Raw genomic sequence first — 20,374 nt, forward strand, 5'->3', positions numbered from 1 at the left:
AGGGAATGGTGAAAAGGTCGGCGGCGTGCAGATGGCTGCCGCGCCGCCAAGCGGACGACGATCCTAGACCTTTTTGAATGACATTTCCATAGGGCAATATGCCTAGTTTCTCCCCGGGGCACACGCCAGTTCCGCCTGTCCTGCGGCTTGCCCGCGTTTTCAGCTATATTGGCAGGCACCTGCCGGGCAGCACGCCATGACTGGCGCTGCTGCCAATCCGGCCGTTTTTCTCATTTCCAGCCATAGGTCCGCATGACTTCTTTCCGTCTCCGTTTCTTCCCCTTCCTGTTGGCCTTGCTGCTGGCGTGCTCGCTCGCCCCGCCGCCCGCCTGGTCGCAGCCCGTCGATGACGCCGCCACGGCCGACCAGCGTCTCGATGGCTTGCGCAAGCAGATCACCGGTATCCAGAAGGCGCTCGATGGCGAGGCGGAGCTCGATGATGCGACCCTGTCACAGATGCGGGCTGATGCGCTGGCGGCCAGCGCCGAGGCGGATAAGGTGGCCGATGCGCTCGCGCCGACGCTCTCCAGCGTGCAGGCGCGGCTGGCCGAGCTGGGCAAGCCGGCGGCGGGTACGAAAGATGCGCCCGACGTGGCGGCGCAGCGCAGCCAGCTGGACCGCACCAGCAGCGCGCTCGATGCGCAAGTCAAACTGGCGCGCCTGCTGGCCGTGGAAGCGACGCAGGCCTCGGAACAGGTGTCGACGGTGCGCCGCGCCCAGTTGCAGGCGCGCCTGGGTGAGCGCACGGCTTCGATACTCGCCGGTTCGTTCTGGAAACAGCTGCATGCGGAATTGCCGCAGAACCTGCAGCGCTTGCGCGCGCTGGAGCTGGAATTGGCGAATGCGGCAGGCGCCACGCCGTGGTCGGCCTGGGGCGGCTTGCTGGCCGCCATCGTGGCCGTGATCGGCGCCAGCGTCTGGGCTTCGCGCTACTTGCTGGTGGTGACGTCCACGCGCGTGCCGCACGGCCGCTTGCGCCGTTCCCTGCATGCGCTGGCCGTGCTGGTGCTGGCGCTGGCCACGCCGGGCCTGGTGGCGGAATTGCTGGCCATGGGGCTGCGCTGGGAGGGCGGCCTGTCCGAAAAAACCTCGACTTTCCTCAGCAGCTTGATCGGCATCATCTGCTTTGCCGGTTTTACGGCGGGACTCGGCCACGCGCTGCTGTCGCCGCGCCGCGTGTCGTGGCGTCTGCTGCCCCTGCCCGATGCGCTGGCGCACCGCATGCGCAACTTCCCGTCGATGTTTTCCTTCATCGTCGTGCTCGTGTGGGCGACGGAACGGGTCACCATCGTCATCAATGCGGGCCTGTCGACGGCCGTGGCCGTCAACTGCATCGTTGCCCTGGTGATGAGCACGACCATTGCCTATGGCTTGATGCGCGCCGAGCGCTGCTGGCGCCAGTTGCGCGAGGCCGATCCCGCCACCCTGGTCACGCCCCTGTGGCTGCGCTGCGTCACGGTGTTGTTGTGGCTGGCGCTGGCGTCGAGCGTCATCAGCTTGTTGATCGGCTATGTGGCGTTCGGCAGCTTTGTCGCCAAGCAAATCGCCTGGGTCATCGTGGTGGTGTGCAGCACCTATCTGCTGACGGTGCTGGTGGACGATATCTGCATGCTGCTGGCCTCCACGCCACCGCCGCCGGACGCGGCCCATCCTGTACTGGCCACGCCCAAGGCGCGCGACCAGGCGGCCGTGCTGCTGTCGGGTATCGGCCGCGCCATCGTCGTGCTGCTGGCCCTGATGCTGCTGCTGGCGCCGTTCGGTGAAGGTCCGGGCGAGCTGTTCCAGCGGGTCGGCAAGCTGCAGGATGGCCTGGCCATCGGCGAGGTGGCGATCCGCCCTGCCGCGCTGATCCAGGCCCTGCTGGTGCTGCTCGTTGGTTTTGTTGCGCTGGGCCTGTTCAAGCGCTGGCTGCAAAACAGTTATTTGCCGACCACTAATCTCGATACGGGCATGCAAGTGTCGTTCATCACCTTGTTCGGCTACATCGGCGGCGTGCTGGCCGTGGCGCTGGCCCTGTCGGCGGCCGGCATCGGCCTGGAACGCATCGCGTGGGTGGCGTCAGCCTTGTCGGTGGGTATCGGTTTTGGCTTGCAGGCGGTGGTGCAGAACTTCGTTTCCGGCTTGATTTTATTGGCCGAACGTCCTGTGAAAGTGGGCGACTGGGTGTCGCTGGGTGGCGTGGAGGGCGACATTCGCCGCATCAATGTGCGCGCCACGGAAATTCAACTGGGCGACCGTTCCACGGTGATCGTGCCGAACTCGGAATTCATTACCAAGACGGTGCGCAACGTGACTCTGGCCAATCCGCTGGGCCTGGTGCAGGTCAAGCTTCCGCTGCCGCTGGGCACGGATGCGCAGGCGGCGCGCGCGCTGATCCTGTCCGTCTTTGTCGACAATCCCGACGTGCTCGACACGCCGGCGCCCAGCGTGCAGCTCGATGGCATCGACAATGGCCTGTTGCTGTTCAACGCCACCGGCTTTGCCTCGTCGCCGCGCCTGACGTCGGGCATCCGCAGCGCGCTGCTGTTCGAACTGCTCAAGCGCCTGGACGAGGCGCACATCGCGATCGCCAAGCCCAGCACGATGGTGCTGAGTACGGTGCCGGCCCAGCCCGAGGCACCTGCCATGTCGGCGGTGGCAGCCGCACCGGCGCCCACACCCGTGCCGCCGCTGACGTCCTAGCGGACCGTCGACCACAGCAGCGCCGCCAGGTACAGGCCGATGCCGAACGCCGTGTGGGCCATCAGGCTGCGCAGGCGAGCGGCTGTCGGATGCGGCGTCTTGCTGGCGGCCAGGCCGGCGCCCATGCCCGGCTGCAAGATGCAAAATGGCGCGGCCACGCTCAGCACACCCGCCAGCAGGGCCGGCGCGAACGTCGGCCCTTGCACCCATTCCTCTCCCACCAGCGCCAGCAGCACGGCCGCAAACAGCACGCCGATCACATAATGAAACGTCCAGCCCAGGATCGCTTCATCGCGCACGGGCGCCGCCTGGGCGATGTTGGTGTGCGTGATCGTGCCGCGCGGCAGATGTCCCAGCCAGCGCCCCACCATCGCAAAGTTCAGCGAAGGAATGCACCAGAAGCGTTTTAACGCCACCGCCCACACATCCATCACCGCCGTCGCGCCCACGCCGATGGCCAGCGCATCGAGCCAGAGTATTTGCATTGCCACTCCTAACATTCAATTAATTGCTTGAATGTTATAAGGGTGCTAGCATCGTGTCAATGAAAAATGCCGATATCGAATTTCTCACCGGTTCCGCCGGGTTTGCCCATATTTTAGGCAGTGCGCCGCGATTGCGCCTGCTCGAGCAGATCGCACATGGCGAATATGCGGTGGAGCAGCTGGTGGAGTTGACGGGCTTGTCCGTGGCGAATACGTCCCAGCATTTGCAGCAGTTGCGGCGCGCCGGTTTCGTGCAGGCGCGGCGCGACGGCAAGCGCGTGCTGTACCGGCTCGGCAGCGGTCCCATCGTGCAGCTGCTGGCCGCGCTGGATGTGTACGCGCAGCATCAGCGCAGCGAACTGCAGGCGCTGAGCCGGGGCGACCACGTGGAAGCGCTCACGGGCAACGAGTTGCTGGAACGCATGCACGAAGCCAGCATCACCGTCCTCGACGTGCGGCCCGCGCAGGAATTCGCTGCCGGCCACTTGCCCGGTGCGATCAATATTCCTTTTGATGACTTGCAGCGCCGCCTTGGCGAATTGCCCGCGAACGCAGAGATCGCCGCGTATTGCCGCGGCCCGTATTGCGTGCTGTCCGTGCAGGCTGTGGCGGCCCTGCGCCAGCACGGCTTGCATGCGCGCCGTCTCGGCAGCGGTTACGATGACTGGCAGGCGGCTGGCTTGCCGGTGAGCCGGGCGGCGTGATGGCGATCCCCGACAGCAAGCAGGAACTCATCGAGGCCATCAACAGCACGTATGCAAAATTGATGCAGGAGCTGGCACGTGTACCGCCCGCGCTGGCGCGGGAGCCCGTGCTGGAAGGACAAGTGGCGGGCACGCGCATGAGCGTGTGCGACTTGCTCGCCTATCTGGTGGGCTGGAACGAGCTGGTCTTGCACTGGCATGCGCAGCTGCGTGACGGCAAACGCATCGAGGACATCGCCTTCCCGGCTGAAGGTTTCACGTGGAACGCTCTGGGAAAATTGGCGCAGCGCTTCTATGCGGACTATGCTGAACTGGGCATGGAAGACTTGCTGCAGCGCCTGGAACAGGCGAAGAACCAGCTGCTGGCGCTGATCGAGGCGCACGACGACGCGCAATTGTATGGCCAGCCCTGGTACACGCATTACACGATGGGGCGCATGATCCAGTTCAACACGGCGTCGCCGTATGCGAATGCGCGCACGCGCTTGCGGGCCTGGTTGAAGACCTTGTAGCAAGCCGACCGCAGGCTTGCACGATTGCATCAGTACGCTCAGGAAAATTTCAGGCAGGATAGTGGTTTCACGCGTAACCAATGAAGGATCACCATGCTGACCATCGCCCTCGCGCAGATGAATCCCACCGTGGGCGATTTCGACGCCAATGTCGGCGCCATCATCGCGCGCATGCAGCGTGCCAGCGACGATGGCGCCGACCTGCTCGTGTGCCCGGAACTGTCGCTGTGTGCGTATTACCCGGGCGACCTGTTCGAGGATGCCGCCTTCCTGCGCGACATGCAGCAGGCGCTCGATACGCTGCTGCAGGCATCCACGCGCTGGCCGGCGCTGGTCACCGTCATCGGCACGGCGCGGCCCAATCCCGGTATTGGCAAGCCCCTGTACAACGCCTTGCTGGCGCTGCGCGACGGGCGCATCGTCGCCGAATACTATAAGCAGCTGCTGCCCACCTACGGCATCTTCGACGAGGGGCGGCATTTCGAGCCGGGCCCGCCCGGCGCCTGCACCCTCGATATCGCCGGCCGCAAGGTCGGCTTCATGATTTGCGAGGATGGCTGGAACGACGATGGCCGCGCCTACGCCGTCAACCCGTTCGACGCCTTGCACGCGGCGGGGCCCGACCTTGTTGTCAGCATCAACGCCAGCCCGTCCGACATCGGCAAGCGCGCGCAGCGCCACGCCGTGTTTGGCGCCGCCTGCGCGCGCGTCAAGCTGCCCTTGCTCTTCGTCAACCAGGTGGGCGGCCAGGACCAGCTCGTGTTCGACGGCGCCTCGTTTGCCATGTCGCCGAGCGCCGGCGTGCAATTCGAGGCGGCCCGCTTCGTCGAAGATTTTCCCTTGCTGCGCTTTGCCGGTGGCCGATTTATGCGGCCCGATGGATCGGCGTTTCCCGTGCCGGATCCGGACGGCATCCCCGCCGTGGAGTTTGCGCGGCGCCAGATCGTGCTCGGTTTGCGCGACTATGCGCGCCGCTGCCGCTTTACGAAAGTCGTCGTTGGCTGTTCGGGCGGCATCGATTCGGCCCTGACCCTGGCCCTGGCCGTCGAGGCGCTGGGCGCCGACAACGTCGTGGGCATCACCATGCCGTCCGTGTTTTCCAGCGCCGGCTCCGTTACCGATTCCGTCGCCCTGTGCGCCAACCTCGGTATCGTCCTGCACACGCACCCGATACGCGACATCGTGGCGCAATACGAAGCCGGCTATGCCCAAGCCTTCGACGGCAAGCTGCAGGGGCTGCCGCTGGAAAACCTGCAGGCGCGCGTGCGCGGCACGATATTGATGGAATACTCGAACGCCTTCGGCGCCCTGCTGCTCACCACCGGCAACAAGAGCGAAATCTCGGTGGGCTACTGCACCCTGTATGGCGACACGAACGGCGGACTGGGATTGATCGGCGACCTGTATAAAACGGAGGTGTTCGCCCTGTCGCGCCACCTCAACGCCAGCGCCGGGCGCGAACTGATCCCCGTCGCCGTGCTGGAGAAACCCCCGTCGGCGGAACTGGCGCCGGGCCAGCGCGACACCGACAGTTTGCCGCCGTATCCCGTGCTCGATGAAATTCTCAAATGGCATATCGAGGGACGCCGCCTGCCGGCGCAAGAAAGCGCGCAAGCCTTGACCCTGGTCGACCAGCTGCGCGAGACGGACGAGGGCCGCGCACTAGTGACGCGCATCCTCGGCATGGTCGCCCGCAACGAGTACAAACGGCGCCAGGCGGCGCCCATCATCCGCGTGCGTTCGCGCGCCTTTGGCAGCGGGCGCCAATTGCCGATCGCCGCCCACTACCCCACCGGAGACGACGCATGAGCTCATCCTATCCTGCCGACGCGGCCATCCTGATCGGCCGCTTCCAGCCTTTTCACCATGGCCATGCGGGCTTGCTGCAAAAGGCCCTGACGACGGCCGCCCAGGTGGTGGTGGTGCTCGGTTCCGCCTTCCATGCGCGCAGTCCGAAGAATCCGTTTACGTGGCAGGAGCGGGCCGCCATGATCGCCGCCACCCTGCCCGAGGCGCAGCGCGCGCGCGTGCATTACGTGGCCGTGCGCGATTACTACGACGATGGCTTGTGGGCCGATGCCGTGCGGCGCGCCGTGGCGGGCGCCGTGTTGACGGCGCAGCGCATCACCCTGGTGGCCTGCTTCAAGGATGCCACCAGCTACTACCTGCACCACTTCCCGCACTGGCAGTTATTGAATCTGGAGATCGATCCCGGTGCGCCCATCGGCGCGACGGCCATCCGCAACGTGCTGTTCGAGGCGGAAGACGTGGACGTCTCGCTGAGCGCCGTGGCGCAGCTGCTGCCGGCGGCCATCGGCCAGTATGTGAAAGCGTGGACCTTGTTGCCGTGGTACGCGCCACTGGTGCTCGAATACCGCGCCATCGAAGCGTATAAAACTCGCTGGCGCGCGGCGCCGTATCCGCCCATCTTCACCACCGTCGACGCGCTGGTGCAGACGGGGGGCCACGTGCTGCTCGTGCGCCGCGGCGGCTATCCGGGCAAGGGCCTGTGGGCGCTGCCCGGTGGTTTCCTGGAGCCGCGCGAACGCCTGCTGCAGGGCGCCCTGCGCGAACTGGCGGAAGAAACCCAGCTGGGCGTGCTGGCGCCCACCCTCGTCGAGGCGCTGGTCGGGGTGGCCGTGTTCGACCATCCGGACCGCAGCCAGCGCGGGCGCACCATCACGCATGCGCATTATTTTGACTTGAAGACGCGCCAGCTGCCGGCCGTGAAGGCGGCCGACGATGCGGCGCTGGCGCAATGGGTGCCGGTGAGCGCCCTGCCGGCCATGGAAGAGCAATTCTTCGAAGACCATTTTCACATCCTGAACCACTTCCTCAAGCTCACGCACGAGGGGCGCTGAGGGGGGCTATCCCCCTCAGCGCGCATCAGGAAGTGATGCGTTCCCAGCCATGTTTGACAGCTGCCTTGAAGTTGTCCCACGCTGATTGCGGATACGTGTGCTCCCACGTGGAACGCAGGTCCGCTTCCACGTCGTCCCACGGGCGACCCCGGTAGCTGTCGCTGCTGGCCATCGAATGGCCATAGCGGTAGGCGGGATCGTAGTCCTCGAAACGCGCGCCGGTGGCGACATAGGTGGCGCTCCAGTGGCTGCGGTAGTACTGCTCGTCGTCGTAGCTGGTGCCTGGCAGGTTGTCCGCGCTGGGGTAGCGGCGCGCGTTGGCGCCCGCGCCCGATGACGGCGGCGCCATGCCGCCCGCAAATTGCTGCGATGCCGCCGCTTCGTTCAGGTTGCCCTGCTGCGATGGCGCGCTGGATTGCATGCTGGCGCCCTGGCGCATTGCGCTGTCGTCGTGCGGCGCGCCTTGCCAGCCGCCGGCGCGCCAGTGGTCGGCGTGCGCATCGATGTCGAGCGGCGCGTAGCGCTCGACGAGGTCGGTGGCGCGCTGGATATCGGCGTCGCTCGCGCCTTCCAGTGTCAGCACGACATGTCCGCGCCGCACGGCTTCCGCATAGATGTGGCGGTCGGCGTGGCTGCCGAACAGATCCGTAAAGAAATGCTTGATATTGTCGAGCAGGCTGTCGCTGTCGTCGCGGCGGATGTTTTCCGTGGCGGAAAAGTCGTCACTGCCCGCATCGTGCAGGCGGATGCTGGCGCCGGGAAAGCCCGCCGTGATCAGGTCGTGCCGGGCGCGCTCGGCCATGTCGCGGACGGCGAAAACTGCTGCCAATGTATGTGCCATGATGGTCTCCAATCGGTGAACAACGTCCTTCCAGTGTAGGCCGTGAAAACCGAAAGGGGCGCTCGTTTGCCCCTTGGAAACCGTTGTCTTCGTCAAATATTGACGAAGTGAAATCTCAGTCCGGCGTGCCCACAAACGTGCGCAAAAAGTCGATAAAGGCGCGCACCTTTTCCGCGATATGCTGCGTGTTCGGATACACGGCATACACGCCCTGCTCCGGGAAGGCGACCTCGGGCAGCAGGCGGCGCAGGCGTCCCGCGCGCACTTCTCCTTCCACCTGCCATTGCGGCAGCAGGGCCACGCCGCAGCCGCCCAGGGCAAAGCCCAGCAGGGCCGAGGCGGAGTCGGAATGGATGGCGGCGTCGTCCTGCACGGCAAAGGCGGCGGGGCCATCGGGCGTGTGCACGTCCCAGCGCAGGGGCGTGCTGAGGCGGCTGTGCGCCAGCCAGCGCGCGCGCTGCAAGTCGGGCAAGGTGGCGATGTCCCTGCCGGGCAGGCTGGCCAGGTAGGCGGGCGAGGCGACGGGCCAGATCGCATACGGCTCGATCAGCGCGGCGCGGTAGCTTGAGTCGTTGAGTGAACCCATGCGGATGGCCAGGTCGTAGCCGCCCGAGATCAGGTCTTCATGGGACGACGACGAGGAATGCTGGATCTGCAATTGCGGGTGGGCGGCGGCAAAGGCGATCAGCGCGGGGATCACCGTGCGGCTGCCGTATTCGACGGTGGTGGTCAGGCGCAGGGTGCCGCGCAAGCCCTGGTGGCCCTGGCGCGCCGTTTCGATGGCGCCCTGGGCTTCGCTCAGCACGCGCTGGCAATCCTCATAAAAGCGCCGCCCCACGTCGGTTAGCGCCAGGCTGCGCGTGCTGCGCGTCAGCAGCGACACGCCCAGCTCCGCTTCCAGCTGTTTCAAGTTAAAACTGACGACGGCCTTGCTCTGGCCCAGCACGGCGGCGGCGGCCGTCAGCGAACCGGCATCGACGATGGCGATGAAAATACCCAGGCGGTCAAGACTGATCATAAATAAAAATGAGTAAACATGCGGCTTCCAGCGGTTTGTCAAAATTTGTTTGACAGTGTAATCGGGGCCGGCCCGTTACGCAAATGGCGCTAGGCGCTTAAGCTGGCCGTTTGCCATTCGGAGCACCATGGACTATCGCAAAAAAGTGGCGGCCATCTATCTGCTGGGGTTTTTCGTCGACCTGATCAACATGTTCATCACCAGCGTCGCCTATCCCGACATCGGCCATGCCCTGCACGCCTCGGTGGCGCAGCTGGCCTGGATCAGCACGGCCTACATCCTCGGCCTGACCATCGTCATCCCGGCCAGCGCCTGGCTGGCTGCCTATTATGGCAGCAAAACCGTGTTCATGGCATCGTTGCTAACTTTTTTATGCGCCAGCATCGGCGCCGGCCTGGCACCCTCGATCGAGGCGCTGATCGCCTGGCGCTGCGTGCAGGGCCTGGGTGGCGGCTTGCTGATCCCGCTGGGGCAAAGCATGACCTACCAGCTGTATCGGCCTGCCGAGCGTCCCGGCCTGTCGTCCGTCATCATGCTGGTGGGCTTGCTGGCGCCCGCCCTGTCGCCCGCGCTGGGTGGCGTCATCGTCGACAGCCTGTCGTGGCGCTGGATTTTTTACCTGAACGTGCCGTTTGCCGCGCTGGCGCTGCTGCTGGCCGCTTGCTGGCTGCGTCCCGACCCGCCGCGCGCGGCCCTTCCCCGTCTCGACGTGGGCGGCCTGCTGGCGGGCAGCGCGGCCATTCTGCTGCTGTTGCTGGGCTTGACCATGCTGGGCACGCCGGGCGAGCTGCTGGCCGGCGCCGGCGTGCTGGCGCTGGGCGCCGTCTGCGCATGGGTCTACGTGCGCGGCGCCCTGCGCAAGTCGACGCCGCTGCTCAACCTGCGTCTGGCCGCCGAACCGCTGCTGCGCATTGCCATGCTGATGTATCTGCTGGTGCCGGGCGTGTTCATGGGCGTGAGCCTGCTGGCCATGCTGTATCTGCAGGGCGTGCTGGGCATGTCGGCGTCGACGGCGGGCGCACTGATGCTGCCGTGGGCGCTGGCCTCGTTTGCGGCCATTTCGCTCACCGGAAAAAGCTACCGCCGCGTGGGGCCGCAACCCCTGTTTATCGCTGGCGCGCTGCTGCAGGCGGCGGGCATGCTGATGCTGCTGCGGGTGGATGCGGCCGATCAGCTTTTCTGGCTGGCCGGCGCGTATGCCGTGATGGGCTTTGGCGGCGGCTTGTGCAGCAGCACGGCGCAAAGCACGGCGTTCTTGCGCACACCGGATACGCAACTGAGCCAGGCCAGCGCCGTGTGGAATATCAACCGCCAGCTGGGCTTTTGCCTGGGCGTGGCGCTGCTCAGCGTACTGCTCAACGGCTTGCTGGCGGCGCAGGGTATCTCCACCCTGGACGACCCTGCCCTGCATGCGCGCGCGGCACAGGTGTTTCACTGGTGCTTTGCGCTGGCCGCCGCCTCGTGCGTGCTGCCTTTGACACTGTGCATGCGCATCGATAACCGCGCCGTTCTCGACCTTTTACATCACCATGGAGCAAGCAAAAAATGAATGCAACGAATCCCTGTTTTGACGACGTGTTATCCACGCATGTGCTGATCCGCGAGTGGCTTTCCGGCGAGGCGACGGAGCCGGAACATTGCGCTGATTTGCTGGCGCGTTTTTCGCCCGCGTTCACGATGGTGTCACCCGGCGGCAAGCAGCTCGATCATGCCGGCTTGACGGCGTTTTTCCATGGCGCCGGCGGCAGCCGTCCGGGCCTCAGCATGCGCATTTCCGACCCGGCATTGATCCAGGACAGCGCCGCCGGCGCCACCGTGTCTTACCGCGAATTCCAGTCGCTGCCCGGCGCAGAAAACACCGAGCGGCTGTCGACCGTCGTGTATGAGAAAACGCCGGCTGGTAGCCTGCTGTGGCGCCATTTGCACGAGACGTGGGTGGCGCGGGCGGATTGATCTTGCCACGCGGTGGCACGCGCGCTGCCTGAAGGACGATGCGCGTATCATGCGGTTCTTGCACTCGGAGAAAACAAAGATGCGCATAGACACGACATCGGACTCGCCAAGCTGGACCAAGGTCTTTGACATTGGTCATGAACTGCGGCAGCTTGGTCCCTTGATGGAAGAAAAATATCCTGATCTCGACTGGGAATTGTTTGTCTGCCTGCGCTGCGTGCCAAAAGACTTGCAGCGAAAAACATTCTGCCGCTATTACGCCAGCGACAAAATGTTCGGCCTCGATATCGCCATGGACGAGGAAGACTTCGTGCCGGTGAAAAAAGACACGCCTGGGCAACGCAAATTGATCGGCACCGCTTTCTTCACTTTTTTTGCCGCCAGCATCCGGAAATACGAGAAAAAACTCCCGGGACTCCAGCCCGTTTCAGCCCAACTGATCGCCGATGTGCGGCAATGGTGCATCGATAATCAGTGGACAGATTCCGCCGTCTGATCCGCCATGCACACACGGCACTCAAGTGAGGTCGTGCAAGTCCTTGCGCTGGGCCGGGCCCACCGTAAATTGCGAAAACGCGACCTCGAGGCCGGCGCGTTCCGGCGTGCAGCACATGGGCCCGACCCGGTAGCTGCTGGCCTCGGGAAATGGCGCCAGGCGCAGCAGCGGCCACAGCTTGCCATCGGTCGAATACTGCACCCGGATCACGCCCTTTTCCACCGTCACGCGCAGCCAGAAACCGTCCGGCATGGCGGGAGCGATGCTGACGGCCCAATCCGATGTGTCCACCGTCAGCACAGTGCTCAACAGTAACTGGCCGTCGGAAAACTCGACGCCGCATTTGATCCAGTTTTCCGCGTCGATGCGCACCATCATTCCCGCCTGGTCGTACAGCGCTGCGTACTGCGCCGCCACATGCAGCTGCGCCGTGAAATCGCCATCGATTTGCGTGCCGAAAAAGTGGCCGCTGTCGCGGATAAACCCATACGCGGTCCTGCGCCAGAAATCCGTGTTGGCATCCGTCGTCACGCGCAATTGCGCGCCGTCGGCGGACCAGTTTTCCGGTGGATTGAGCCAGCTGCCTTGCGTGAACATTGCGTGCCTTTCCGAGCTAAAAAGATCACATAGTTTGCCCCCATCCCAGCGCCTTGTACAGGGCAATCGCATCGATATAGGACGCCGTTTCCGCCAGCAGCGCTTCGCGCCGGATATCGTACAAGGCGCGCTGGTTTTCCAGCACGGCCTGGTAGCTGCCGGAACCACCCTGATAGCGCGTGCTGGCGATGCCGAGGGCCGCGTTGCCGTGGCGCGCCGATTCCAGCAGGGAAGCCAATCGCGTCTGGTTTTGCGCCAGCTGCGTGACGGCATTTTCCACGTCTTCCTGCGCCAATAACATCGTTTGTTCATAGCGCGCCAGCGCGCCCTGCGCTTCGGCCTGCGTGCCGCGCAAGCGCGCCTTGACGCTGCCCAGGCGGAAGGCCGGATAGCTGATGGAGGGCGCCACCTCGAAGGCGCGCGCGCCGCCGTCGAACACGCCGCTGCCGCGCAGCGCAAAGAAGCCCAAAAAGCCGCCCAGGCTCAGGCGCGGATACAGGTCGGCCGTGGCGGCACCCACGTCTTCGCTGGAGGCGGCCAGCAGGCGTTCGGCGCGCACCACGTCGGGCCGCTGCTTGATCAGGCGGTTCACGTCGCCGAGCGGCAGCTGGCCCGCCAGCGGCGCTTCCTGGCGCGGCATGGTCGCCAGCGAAATGGCGCCCGGCGCCTGGCCGCTCAGCACATCGAGCCGGTACTGCGCCTGGCGCAAGCCCGCCTGCAAGGGCGGCCGCATCGCCTCGCTGCGGGCCAGGTTGGCCAGCGCGTTGTGGCGCTCTTCCGGCAAGCCGCTGCCGGCACGGATGCGCGCATCGATCAGGGCGACGGTGTCGCGCCAGCTGTGCACCTGCGCCTGCGTCAGCGCCAGGTTTTGCTGGTAGCCCAGCGCCTCGTAGTAATTGCGCGCCACCTCGGCGGCAATCGTCAGCTGCACTTGCCGCAAGTCCGCCTGCGCCGCGTCGGCGCGCGCCTGCGCCGAGCGGCTGATATGGGCCAGGCGGCCGAACAGGTCGATCTCCCATTGCGCGTCGAACCCTACGCGCGTGCTGGCGCTGGCGGCGCGGCTATCGGGTGTGTCCTGTTGCACCTGGCGTTGCCATCCCGCCTGGCTGGTGACGGCAGGCAGCTCATCGAGCCGGCGCTCGTCGAAGACGGCGCGCGCGGCCAGCAGGTTCGCTTGCGCCTGGACGATATCGAGGTTGTGTTCAAGCGCGCTGGCGATCAGCTGCGACAGGCGCGCATCGTCGAAAAACGTCCACCAGGCGGCTTCGCTGGCGGCGCTTGCACCGGGTGCGAATTGCGCCTGCTGCGGGCTGGCCAGGGTGATGGCGGGCGTGCTCGGCGTGACATAGGCGGGGCTGACGGCGCAGCCGGCCAGCAGGGGGAAAAGGGAGACGAGATAGCGGTAATTTTTCATGGGGATTCCTTCAGCGCCTGGGACAGGTCGCGCGCGCGCGGCGTGGCATGGTCGGCCGTGTGGCGGCGGGCCAGAAAGGTGTACACGGTGGGCAGCACGAACAGGGTGAAGAAGGTGCCGATCAACATGCCCGAGACGATCACCACGCCCAGCCCGAAGCGGCTGTTGGCGCCGGCGCCGGAAGCGAACAGCAACGGCACCAGGCCCACCACCATGGCGGCCGTCGTCATCAGAATCGGGCGCAAGCGGATCTGCGCCGCCTTGCGGATGGCCGTGATGCGGTCGAGCTGTTCATGTACCTGCAATTCGTTGGCAAACTCCACCATCAGGATGCCGTGCTTGCTGATCAAGCCGATCAGGGTCACGAGGCCGATCTGCGTGTAGATGTTGACGGTGGCGTAGCCGAGGGCCAGCGGAATCAGGGCGCCGCAGATCGACAGCGGCACCGTGATCAGGATGATCAGCGGGTCCGTCAGGCTTTCGTATTGGGCCGCCAGCACCAGGTAGATGACGACGACGGCCGCGAGGAAGGCCAGCAGCAAGGCATTGCCTTCCGTGGCGAACTGGCGCGCATCGGACTGCCAATCGTAGCTGAAGCCCGGCGGCAGGGTCTTGGCGACACCATCGAGGAAGGCGACGGCGTCGCCCAGGGTCACGCCCGGCGCCGGCACGCCCTGGAAGGTGGCCGCATTTTGCTGGTTGAACTGGGTCAGCATGTTCGGCTCGATCTGTTCCGTCACGGACACCACGGCGGACAGGGGCAGCAGGCTGCCGTCGTCGGCGCGTACGTACTGCTGCGTCAGGGCTTGCGCCGTCAATCTCTGTTCGCGCGGGCTTTGTGCGATGACGTCGTAGGCGCGGCCATCCATGCCGAAGCGGTTCAAATAATTCTCGCCCACCAGCACGGCCAGCGATTCGCCGATGTCCTGCATGCGGATGCCCAGGCTGTTCGCCTTGGAGCGGTCCACGCGTACTTTCACGACGGGGTTGTTGTAATCGAGGTCGCTGTCGACGACGGCAAACAGGCCGCTGTCGCGTGCGCGCTGCTTGACGTCTTCCATGGTGCGGAACAGGGTGGCGTAATCCTGCGCGCTGCGCAAGACCATCTGCACGGGCAAGCCGCCGCTCGATCCCGGCAAGGGCGCCAGCTGGAAGGCGAAGATGCTGGTGCCTTCCACGTCGCCCACGGCATGCTGCAATTCCGCCTGGATGACGGCCGCATTGCGCGAACGCTCGGCCCACGGCGTCAGGTTGATGCCGCCGATGCTAGACGCAGGCCCCTCGCCGCCGTTGATGATCCAGCGCGAGTCCGTTTCGGGGATATTCTTGTAGATATCATCGAGCTTGTAGGAAAAGCGTTCCACGTAATCGAGGTTGGCATGCTGCGGCGCCTTGATCGCCGTCAGCACGCTGGCCTGGTCTTCCGCCGGCGCCAGTTCGCGCTGCGGCAGCAGGTACAAAAACGGCAGACTGACCATCACCAGCGCGGCGAAACCGGCGCTCAGCCAGCGGTGGTGCAGGGAGCGGTCCAGCAGGCGCGCATAGCGCGAAGTCAAGCCTTCGAAGAAATGCTCGGCGGCGCGCGCCATGCGTCCTTCTGTCTGTTTCGGCTGCAGCAGCAGGGAGCTCATTACGGGAGACAAGGTCAGCGCCACCACGCCCGACACCACCACGGCGCCGGCCAGGGTCAGCGCAAATTCCTTGAACAGCGCGCCGGTCAGTCCCCCCATCATGCCGATCGGCGCATACACGGCAGCCAGGGTGATCGTCATGGCGATGACGGGGCCGGCCACTTCGCGCGCGCCCACCAGGGCGGCCGCCACGGGCGTCTTGCCTTCCTCGATATGCCGGTGCACGTTTTCCACCACGACGATGGCGTCATCGACCACCAGGCCCACGGCCAGCACCATCGCCAGCAAGGTGAGCAGATTGATGCTGAAACCGAAGGCCAGCATCAGCGCCGCCGCGCCCAGCATCGACAGCGGGATGGTCACGACGGGAATCAGCACGGAGCGCAGGGAACCCATGCACAGGTAGATGACGATGACGACGATGAGCAGCGCTTCGAGCAGCGTATGCGCCACCTCGTCGATGGACGACTGGATGAAGCGCGCCGTCTCGAATGCCAGCTCGACCTTCACTCCGGGTGGCAGGGTTTTCTGGATCTCCGGCAGCAGCTTCTTGATGCCGTCGACGATCACCAGCGGGTTGCCGCCTGGCGTGGGCGACAGGCCCAGGTACACGGCCGGCACGCCGTCCATGATGCCGCTCGTCTCCGTGGCGGCCGCGCCCAGTTCCACCGTGCCCACATCCTTCAGGCGCACTAGGGCAGCACTGTCATCGCCGCCCTTGCGGATGACCATGTCGCGGAACTCCGCCACGCTGGTCAGATCCGTGTTGACGCTGATGTTCGAGACGACGAATTGTCCTTTCACCTTGCCGGGCGCCGCCTGGTAGTTATTGCGCCGCACGGCGTCGGCCACGTCGGCCGCCGTCAAGCCGCGCGCGGCCAGCTTGGCCGGATCGATCCACAATCGCATGGCCAGCTGCTGGCCGCCATACACGTCGACCTTGGCCACGCCGTCGATGGTGGCGAACATCGGTTGCACCACGCGCGCCAGGTAGTCTGTCAGCGCGGGCGCGGACACGCTCTCGCTGGCAAAGCCGACATAGGCGACGGCCGAGGAATCGCCGGCCGAGCGCTCGATGACGGGGTCAAACGCGCCTTCGGGCAGCTTGTAGCGCACCTGGTTGACCTTGGCCATGACTTCCGTCAGCGCCTGCGTGGAGTCGCGGTTCAGCTCCATGCGCACGGTGACCGTGCTGCTGCCCTGCACCGACGACGAGGTCAGGTAATCGATGCCTTCCACCGACGATACGGCTTGCGCGATGGGCTGCGTGACAAAACCCTGCATCAGTTCCGCCGAGGCGCCCGGATACGTGGTTTTCACCGTGATGGTGGACGATTCGAGCATCGGATATTGGCGGATCGGCAGCTGCAGGATGGCGATCACGCCCAGCATCAGGATCAATGTGCTGATCACCAGCGCCAGCACGGGGCGGCGTACGAATAAATCGGTAAATTTCATGGTGGTGGCCTTCCTTTACGAGCCGGCCTTGGGCGCGGCGCGCTTGGCCTCGTCCAGGGTATTGGCCACGGCTTGCACTGCCATGCCGTCGGCCAGCTTCAACTGGCCCGAGGCGACCACCCGCTGGCCTTCGCGCAAGCCGTCAAGAATGGCCACGCGGCCCCCGGCCCGTTCGCCCAGTTTCACGCCCACGCGCTTGACGGTGAGCGGCTGTTTTCCTTCCTGCTGCGCGACGAACACGGTGTCGCCATACGCGCTGTAGGTCACCGCCGTTTCCGGCACCGTCAGTTGCTGGCCTGCCTCGCGCGCCACGCGCACATTCGCGTACATGCCCGCTTTCAGCGCGCCGCGGGGATTGCTCAATGCCGCCTGTACCTGCACCATGCGCGAGCGGGCGATCAGCGGGTCGATGGCGTTGATCTTCGCCGTGAAGATGTCATCGGGATAGGCGTCCACCAGCACTTGCACGGCCTGGCCTGGCGCCAGCTTCGCGCTGCTCTGTTCATCGAGGGCGAAGTTCACCATCAGCGACTTCGTGTCGATCAGGCTGGCCACCGTGTCGGCCGCGTTCAGGTACTGGCCAGCGTGCACCTTGCGGATGCCCAGCTGCCCGGCGAACGGCGCGCGGATGGTCTTTTGCGCGATCAGCGCTTCCGTCTGGCGCACGTCGCCCAGGGCTGCGTCGCGCGCGGCCAGGGCCGTGTCGAGCTGCTCCTGCGTGGCCGCCTTTTCCTTGACCATCTGCACCGTGCGGGCATGGCTGCTTTCCGCGTTTTTCAGCTGCGCGCGCTGGCGCAGCAGGGCCGCCTGTTCCGGTGCGTCATTCAGCTGCACCAGGATGGCGCCGGCGGGCACGGTCTGGCCCGACTCGAAGCGGATCTGCGTGATGCGCCCGCCCGTCTCAGCCGCCACCTGCACCTGGCGCGCCGCTTCCAGTTCGCCCACGCCAGCGAAGTAGCGTTCCTGCGTGCCAAGCACGACGGGGACCAGCGCCACCTTGGTGGCAGGGTAGGCGGCGGCATCGGCCGCATGCGAGTCGGCACGCGGATACAGCGCGGCACCGGCGACGGCCAGGGCGATGGCCAGCGCGGAGGCGCCGACGATTTTCGTATTCATGATGAAGTCCTTTACTGCAGTCAAAGGGAGAAGAGGCGCAGCGGAGGCTGATCAGGTCCGCTGCGCGTTGAAAAGTACAAACAGGGCGATGGTCCACAGCAGCAGCACCAGATGCGTCGTCTGCAAGCCTTCCTGTGCGATCCAGTAGCCGAACCACAGGCCGCCCAGGTGCATCAGCAGCAAAAATGCGGCCATGGCGCACAAGGCCAGATTTAGCCAGGGCAAGGCAGCGGCCAGGCCGTCGCCGGCAAACAGCGCCACGCCCGTCCAGGCGGCGATGGCGGCCAGCAGTTGCAGCGCCAGCACCACGCCCAGCGACAGCCGATGCAAGCTCAAGGATGTGAGCGCGCGGCGCAGCAGCGGTGTCTGGATGGTCGGGTCCTGGCGCAGCGGGTCCATGCGCATGGTGTTGCCGATGGCCCAGACGGAGCCGTGGAAGGCGTGCAGGTTGTTGACGGCGGCCAGGGTGAGCCAGATGGCCAGGCCGGTGGCGAAGATGGCGTGAAACAGCCAGATGGAGTGCTGCAGCTGCATGGGATTCCAGTCCAAAGAGTGTCTTGCTGGCACGCGGACGTGGAAACTCCTCGACAGCGGGGAGCTACCGGCCTATTATGCAAGCAATTAGTTGGTTAACTGGCCCCATGATAGTTGAGCGAAATGAATTACACAAGTAAACGTTTGGATAATAGCGAAGCGCCGCAAACGACGGAGCGCATCCTGTATTTCATCAAGACCAAGGGACCCGTCTCCACGGCGACCCTGGCTAAGACGCTGGACATGACGGGCGAGGCGGCGCGCCAGCAAGTGCAAAAGCTGGTGGCGGCGGGCCTCATCGAGGGGCGCCAGGAAGCGCAGGCGGGCGTCGGGCGGCCGCGCCAGAACTGGGTCTTGACGGAGGCGGGCAATGCGCGCTTTCCCGACACGCATGCGCAGTTGACGATCAAGCTGATCGGCTCGGTGCGCCAGCTGTTCGGCGAAGCGGGGCTGGATAAACTCATCACCCAGCGCGAGGAGGAAAGCCGCAGCGCGTATGCGTTGGCGTGTTCGGCGCCGGATTTGCCCACGCGCTTGCAGCAACTGGCGGCCGTGCGCGATGAAGAGGGCTATATGGCGCGCGTGGAAGCGGACGGCGACGACTGGCTGCTGATCGAAGACCACTGCCCCATCTGCGCCGCCGCGCGCACCTGCCAGGGCTTTTGCCGCTCCGAATTGCAGCTGTTCCAGGAAGTGGTGGGGCCAGGCGCCAGCATCGTGCGCGAGCAGCATGTGCTGGCCAATGCCATGCGCTGCGTCTACCGCATTTCTGTCTTTCCCTAAGCCCTGGGAAACAGGGGCCAGGTGCACAGCGCCACCAGCCCCGCCAGCCACCACACGACGGGCCAGCTGCTGGCCGCCAGCAGGTGCGGGATGGCGATCGGCGTAAGGAACAGCCCTACGTAGACCGCCGTGTTTGCCATGCCCAGGGCCGTGCCCGCGTTGGCGCCGCCCGCTTCCGTGGCCAGCTCCGTGTAGGCCACGCCATGCCAGGCGGACACGGCGATGCCGGCAGCCACCACGGCGGCCATCAACAGCCAGCCCGGCGCGTCCAGCCAGGCGATGCATCCCAGCAAGACGAACGAGGCCAGCGCCACCAGGGCCGAGCCGCGCAAATAGGCGGGCCGGTTCGCGTGGCGGTCCGTGTGGCGTCCGCTCCAGATGCGCATCACCATGGCGCCCGCCTGCAGGGCCACCATCACGGCCGTGATGGCCGCCAGGCCCAAGTGGCCATGGTCGTGCAGGAAGACGGTGGCGAAGCTGAGCACGGCAAATTGCGGCACGCACAGCAAGCCGATGGCGGCCACCATGCGCCAGACTTTACGATTCCGCAAGGGCGGCGCAGGCTTGACCTCCATCAGGCCCGTGGACGCGTTATGCGGCCCTGTGGCAGCCTCGGCAGAGAAATCGGGCTCATGCATCCAGCGCCACGTAAAAAACGCCGACAGGGCGCATACGAGGGCCAGGGCGCCAAACACGGGCATGAAGCCATAGCGCGATGCCAGGCTGGGCAGGACGAGGGCGCCGAGGCCGCCGCCCAGGGGCACGGCCGTCTGGCGGATGCTCATGGCGAAACCCCGTTCGCCGGCGCCGAACCAGCGCATCACGGCGCGCCCGCTGGCGCCATTCACGCTGCCGCCCAGCACGCCGACCAGCGCCAGTCCGGCCGCCAGCGCCCATAAGGGCGGCACAGACCCGTCAGCGGGCGTGATCCATAGCAGCAAGGTCAATAGGGCCAGCATGGTTCCCAGCAAGCCCGTCAGCAGCACGGGGCGGTCGCCCCAGCGGTCGGTGGCCATGCCCCATGGCAATTCTGTCAGGGCCACGCCCAAGCCCATGGCGCCCAGCGCCACGCCCAGTTCCGTATTGCTCAGGTGATAGCCGCTGCGCAGCCAGATGGCCGTGGTGGGCATGCCGTTGGCGGCGGCGGAAAAGCTGGCATTGGCGGCCACGCCGACGGCCAGCACCTTCCAGCGGTGGGCATTGCCCAGCGCGGGCGCGGTGGCGGGGACAGGAACAGGAACAGGAACGGCTGGGCAGCTGGTGGTCATGGCATGGACGGGAAAGTGGTT

At 65.6% G+C, this 20,374-nt stretch carries 18 protein-coding genes; 9 read left to right on the forward strand and 9 right to left on the reverse strand.

All coding sequences use genetic code 11. From position 1 onward, the window contains the following. Window positions 1-252 precede the first annotated feature (252 nt). Complete coding sequence (locus CSQ92_RS23555; protein WP_070282998.1) at window positions 253-2,682, forward strand: DUF3772 domain-containing protein; 2,430 nt, start codon at window positions 253-255, stop codon at window positions 2,680-2,682. Here the strand turns inward: CSQ92_RS23555 and CSQ92_RS23560 are convergent. Next, window positions 2,679-3,167 (reverse strand): DUF2938 domain-containing protein, encoded by a 489-nt coding sequence (locus tag CSQ92_RS23560; RefSeq protein WP_218964089.1) that lies wholly within the window; start codon window positions 3,165-3,167, stop codon window positions 2,679-2,681. The genes CSQ92_RS23555 and CSQ92_RS23560 overlap by 4 nt on opposite strands. 59 nt (window positions 3,168-3,226) lie before the next feature. On the opposite strand from CSQ92_RS23560, the gene CSQ92_RS23565 reads away from it, so the two are divergent. The 4 genes from CSQ92_RS23565 (at window position 3,227) to CSQ92_RS23580 (ending at window position 7,244) form a co-directional block, all read left to right on the forward strand. Continuing rightward, the gene (locus tag CSQ92_RS23565) at window positions 3,227-3,871 is read left to right on the forward strand and encodes an ArsR/SmtB family transcription factor (RefSeq protein WP_099395544.1); all 645 of its coding nucleotides are present in this window, start codon (window positions 3,227-3,229) and stop codon (window positions 3,869-3,871) included. After that, window positions 3,871-4,383, forward strand: a complete 513-nt coding sequence (locus CSQ92_RS23570; protein WP_099395545.1) for a ClbS/DfsB family four-helix bundle protein — start codon at window positions 3,871-3,873, stop codon at window positions 4,381-4,383. Before CSQ92_RS23565 ends, CSQ92_RS23570 begins: the two co-directional genes overlap by 1 nt. Window positions 4,384-4,476: 93 nt before the next feature. Then, window positions 4,477-6,192: an NAD+ synthase gene (locus tag CSQ92_RS23575; protein WP_099395546.1), complete on the forward strand. Its 1,716-nt coding sequence runs from the start codon at window positions 4,477-4,479 to the stop codon at window positions 6,190-6,192. Then, on the forward strand, window positions 6,189-7,244 hold the full coding sequence (locus CSQ92_RS23580; protein ID WP_099395547.1) for a bifunctional nicotinamide-nucleotide adenylyltransferase/Nudix hydroxylase: 1,056 nt from the start codon (window positions 6,189-6,191) through the stop codon (window positions 7,242-7,244). The genes CSQ92_RS23575 and CSQ92_RS23580 overlap by 4 nt, the downstream gene beginning before the upstream one ends. A gap of 25 nt (window positions 7,245-7,269) precedes the next feature. On the opposite strand, the gene CSQ92_RS23585 is transcribed toward CSQ92_RS23580, so the two are convergent. Both CSQ92_RS23585 and CSQ92_RS23590 read right to left on the reverse strand, forming a co-directional pair. Continuing rightward, window positions 7,270-8,085, reverse strand: coding sequence for a hypothetical protein (locus tag CSQ92_RS23585; protein WP_070257921.1), 816 nt, complete (start codon window positions 8,083-8,085; stop codon window positions 7,270-7,272). Window positions 8,086-8,200: 115 nt separating this feature from the next. After that, window positions 8,201-9,103, reverse strand: coding sequence for a LysR family transcriptional regulator (locus tag CSQ92_RS23590; protein WP_099395548.1), 903 nt, complete (start codon window positions 9,101-9,103; stop codon window positions 8,201-8,203). Between the two features lie 127 nt (window positions 9,104-9,230). On the opposite strand from CSQ92_RS23590, the gene CSQ92_RS23595 reads away from it, so the two are divergent. The 3 genes from CSQ92_RS23595 (at window position 9,231) to CSQ92_RS23605 (ending at window position 11,552) form a co-directional block, all read left to right on the forward strand. After that, a complete protein-coding gene (locus tag CSQ92_RS23595) occupies window positions 9,231-10,652 on the forward strand; it encodes an MFS transporter (protein ID WP_099395549.1) in 1,422 nt (473 codons plus the stop codon). After that, a complete protein-coding gene (locus tag CSQ92_RS23600; RefSeq protein WP_099395550.1) occupies window positions 10,649-11,056 on the forward strand; it encodes a DUF4440 domain-containing protein in 408 nt (135 codons plus the stop codon). The genes CSQ92_RS23595 and CSQ92_RS23600 overlap by 4 nt, the downstream gene beginning before the upstream one ends. Window positions 11,057-11,135: 79 nt before the next feature. After that, window positions 11,136-11,552, forward strand: a complete 417-nt coding sequence (locus CSQ92_RS23605) for a hypothetical protein (RefSeq protein WP_099395551.1) — start codon at window positions 11,136-11,138, stop codon at window positions 11,550-11,552. Between the two features lie 21 nt (window positions 11,553-11,573). On the opposite strand, the gene CSQ92_RS23610 is transcribed toward CSQ92_RS23605, so the two are convergent. The 5 genes from CSQ92_RS23610 to CSQ92_RS23630 are packed head-to-tail and all read right to left on the reverse strand — an operon-like array spanning window position 11,574 to window position 18,302. After that, window positions 11,574-12,149 (reverse strand): DUF1349 domain-containing protein, encoded by a 576-nt coding sequence (locus CSQ92_RS23610; RefSeq protein WP_099395552.1) that lies wholly within the window; start codon window positions 12,147-12,149, stop codon window positions 11,574-11,576. 25 nt (window positions 12,150-12,174) lie between these two features. Next, window positions 12,175-13,563, reverse strand: a complete 1,389-nt coding sequence (locus tag CSQ92_RS23615; protein ID WP_099395553.1) for an efflux transporter outer membrane subunit — start codon at window positions 13,561-13,563, stop codon at window positions 12,175-12,177. Then, on the reverse strand, window positions 13,560-16,652 hold the full coding sequence (locus tag CSQ92_RS23620) for a MexW/MexI family multidrug efflux RND transporter permease subunit (RefSeq protein WP_070257858.1): 3,093 nt from the start codon (window positions 16,650-16,652) through the stop codon (window positions 13,560-13,562). The genes CSQ92_RS23615 and CSQ92_RS23620 overlap by 4 nt, the downstream gene beginning before the upstream one ends. 15 nt (window positions 16,653-16,667) lie before the next feature. Beyond that, window positions 16,668-17,768: an efflux RND transporter periplasmic adaptor subunit gene (locus CSQ92_RS23625; protein ID WP_099395554.1), complete on the reverse strand. Its 1,101-nt coding sequence runs from the start codon at window positions 17,766-17,768 to the stop codon at window positions 16,668-16,670. A 51-nt stretch (window positions 17,769-17,819) separates the two neighbouring features. Beyond that, entirely contained in the window at window positions 17,820-18,302 is a 483-nt protein-coding gene (locus tag CSQ92_RS23630) for a DUF2165 family protein (protein ID WP_099395555.1), read from the reverse strand. 123 nt (window positions 18,303-18,425) lie between these two features. On the opposite strand from CSQ92_RS23630, the gene CSQ92_RS23635 reads away from it, so the two are divergent. Then, the gene (locus tag CSQ92_RS23635; RefSeq protein ID WP_099395607.1) at window positions 18,426-19,085 is read left to right on the forward strand and encodes a helix-turn-helix transcriptional regulator; all 660 of its coding nucleotides are present in this window, start codon (window positions 18,426-18,428) and stop codon (window positions 19,083-19,085) included. Here CSQ92_RS23635 and CSQ92_RS23640 read toward each other — a convergent pair. Then, window positions 19,082-20,353, reverse strand: coding sequence for an MFS transporter (locus tag CSQ92_RS23640; RefSeq protein WP_099395556.1), 1,272 nt, complete (start codon window positions 20,351-20,353; stop codon window positions 19,082-19,084). The genes CSQ92_RS23635 and CSQ92_RS23640 overlap by 4 nt on opposite strands. Window positions 20,354-20,374 lie beyond the last annotated feature (21 nt).

It is taken from the genome of Janthinobacterium sp. BJB446 (assembly GCF_002735655.1).
GTDB classification, from domain to species: domain Bacteria; phylum Pseudomonadota; class Gammaproteobacteria; order Burkholderiales; family Burkholderiaceae_D; genus Janthinobacterium; species Janthinobacterium lividum.

Excerpts from the sequence above, each read along its gene's own strand:
- CSQ92_RS23555 (WP_070282998.1), top strand. The coding sequence starts at position 253 with ATGACTTCTTTCCGTCTCCGTTTCTTCCCCTTCCTGTTGGCCTTGCTG.
- CSQ92_RS23560 (WP_218964089.1), bottom strand. The coding sequence starts at position 3,167 with ATGCAAATACTCTGGCTCGATGCGCTGGCCATCGGCGTGGGCGCGACG.
- CSQ92_RS23565 (WP_099395544.1), top strand. The coding sequence starts at position 3,227 with ATGAAAAATGCCGATATCGAATTTCTCACCGGTTCCGCCGGGTTTGCC.
- CSQ92_RS23570 (WP_099395545.1), top strand. The coding sequence starts at position 3,871 with ATGGCGATCCCCGACAGCAAGCAGGAACTCATCGAGGCCATCAACAGC.
- CSQ92_RS23575 (WP_099395546.1), top strand. The coding sequence starts at position 4,477 with ATGCTGACCATCGCCCTCGCGCAGATGAATCCCACCGTGGGCGATTTC.
- CSQ92_RS23580 (WP_099395547.1), top strand. The coding sequence starts at position 6,189 with ATGAGCTCATCCTATCCTGCCGACGCGGCCATCCTGATCGGCCGCTTC.
- CSQ92_RS23585 (WP_070257921.1), bottom strand. The coding sequence starts at position 8,085 with ATGGCACATACATTGGCAGCAGTTTTCGCCGTCCGCGACATGGCCGAG.
- CSQ92_RS23590 (WP_099395548.1), bottom strand. The coding sequence starts at position 9,103 with ATGATCAGTCTTGACCGCCTGGGTATTTTCATCGCCATCGTCGATGCC.
- CSQ92_RS23595 (WP_099395549.1), top strand. The coding sequence starts at position 9,231 with ATGGACTATCGCAAAAAAGTGGCGGCCATCTATCTGCTGGGGTTTTTC.
- CSQ92_RS23600 (WP_099395550.1), top strand. The coding sequence starts at position 10,649 with ATGAATGCAACGAATCCCTGTTTTGACGACGTGTTATCCACGCATGTG.
- CSQ92_RS23605 (WP_099395551.1), top strand. The coding sequence starts at position 11,136 with ATGCGCATAGACACGACATCGGACTCGCCAAGCTGGACCAAGGTCTTT.
- CSQ92_RS23610 (WP_099395552.1), bottom strand. The coding sequence starts at position 12,149 with ATGTTCACGCAAGGCAGCTGGCTCAATCCACCGGAAAACTGGTCCGCC.
- CSQ92_RS23615 (WP_099395553.1), bottom strand. The coding sequence starts at position 13,563 with ATGAAAAATTACCGCTATCTCGTCTCCCTTTTCCCCCTGCTGGCCGGC.
- CSQ92_RS23620 (WP_070257858.1), bottom strand. The coding sequence starts at position 16,652 with ATGAAATTTACCGATTTATTCGTACGCCGCCCCGTGCTGGCGCTGGTG.
- CSQ92_RS23625 (WP_099395554.1), bottom strand. The coding sequence starts at position 17,768 with ATGAATACGAAAATCGTCGGCGCCTCCGCGCTGGCCATCGCCCTGGCC.
- CSQ92_RS23630 (WP_099395555.1), bottom strand. The coding sequence starts at position 18,302 with ATGCAGCTGCAGCACTCCATCTGGCTGTTTCACGCCATCTTCGCCACC.
- CSQ92_RS23635 (WP_099395607.1), top strand. The coding sequence starts at position 18,426 with ATGAATTACACAAGTAAACGTTTGGATAATAGCGAAGCGCCGCAAACG.
- CSQ92_RS23640 (WP_099395556.1), bottom strand. The coding sequence starts at position 20,353 with ATGACCACCAGCTGCCCAGCCGTTCCTGTTCCTGTTCCTGTCCCCGCC.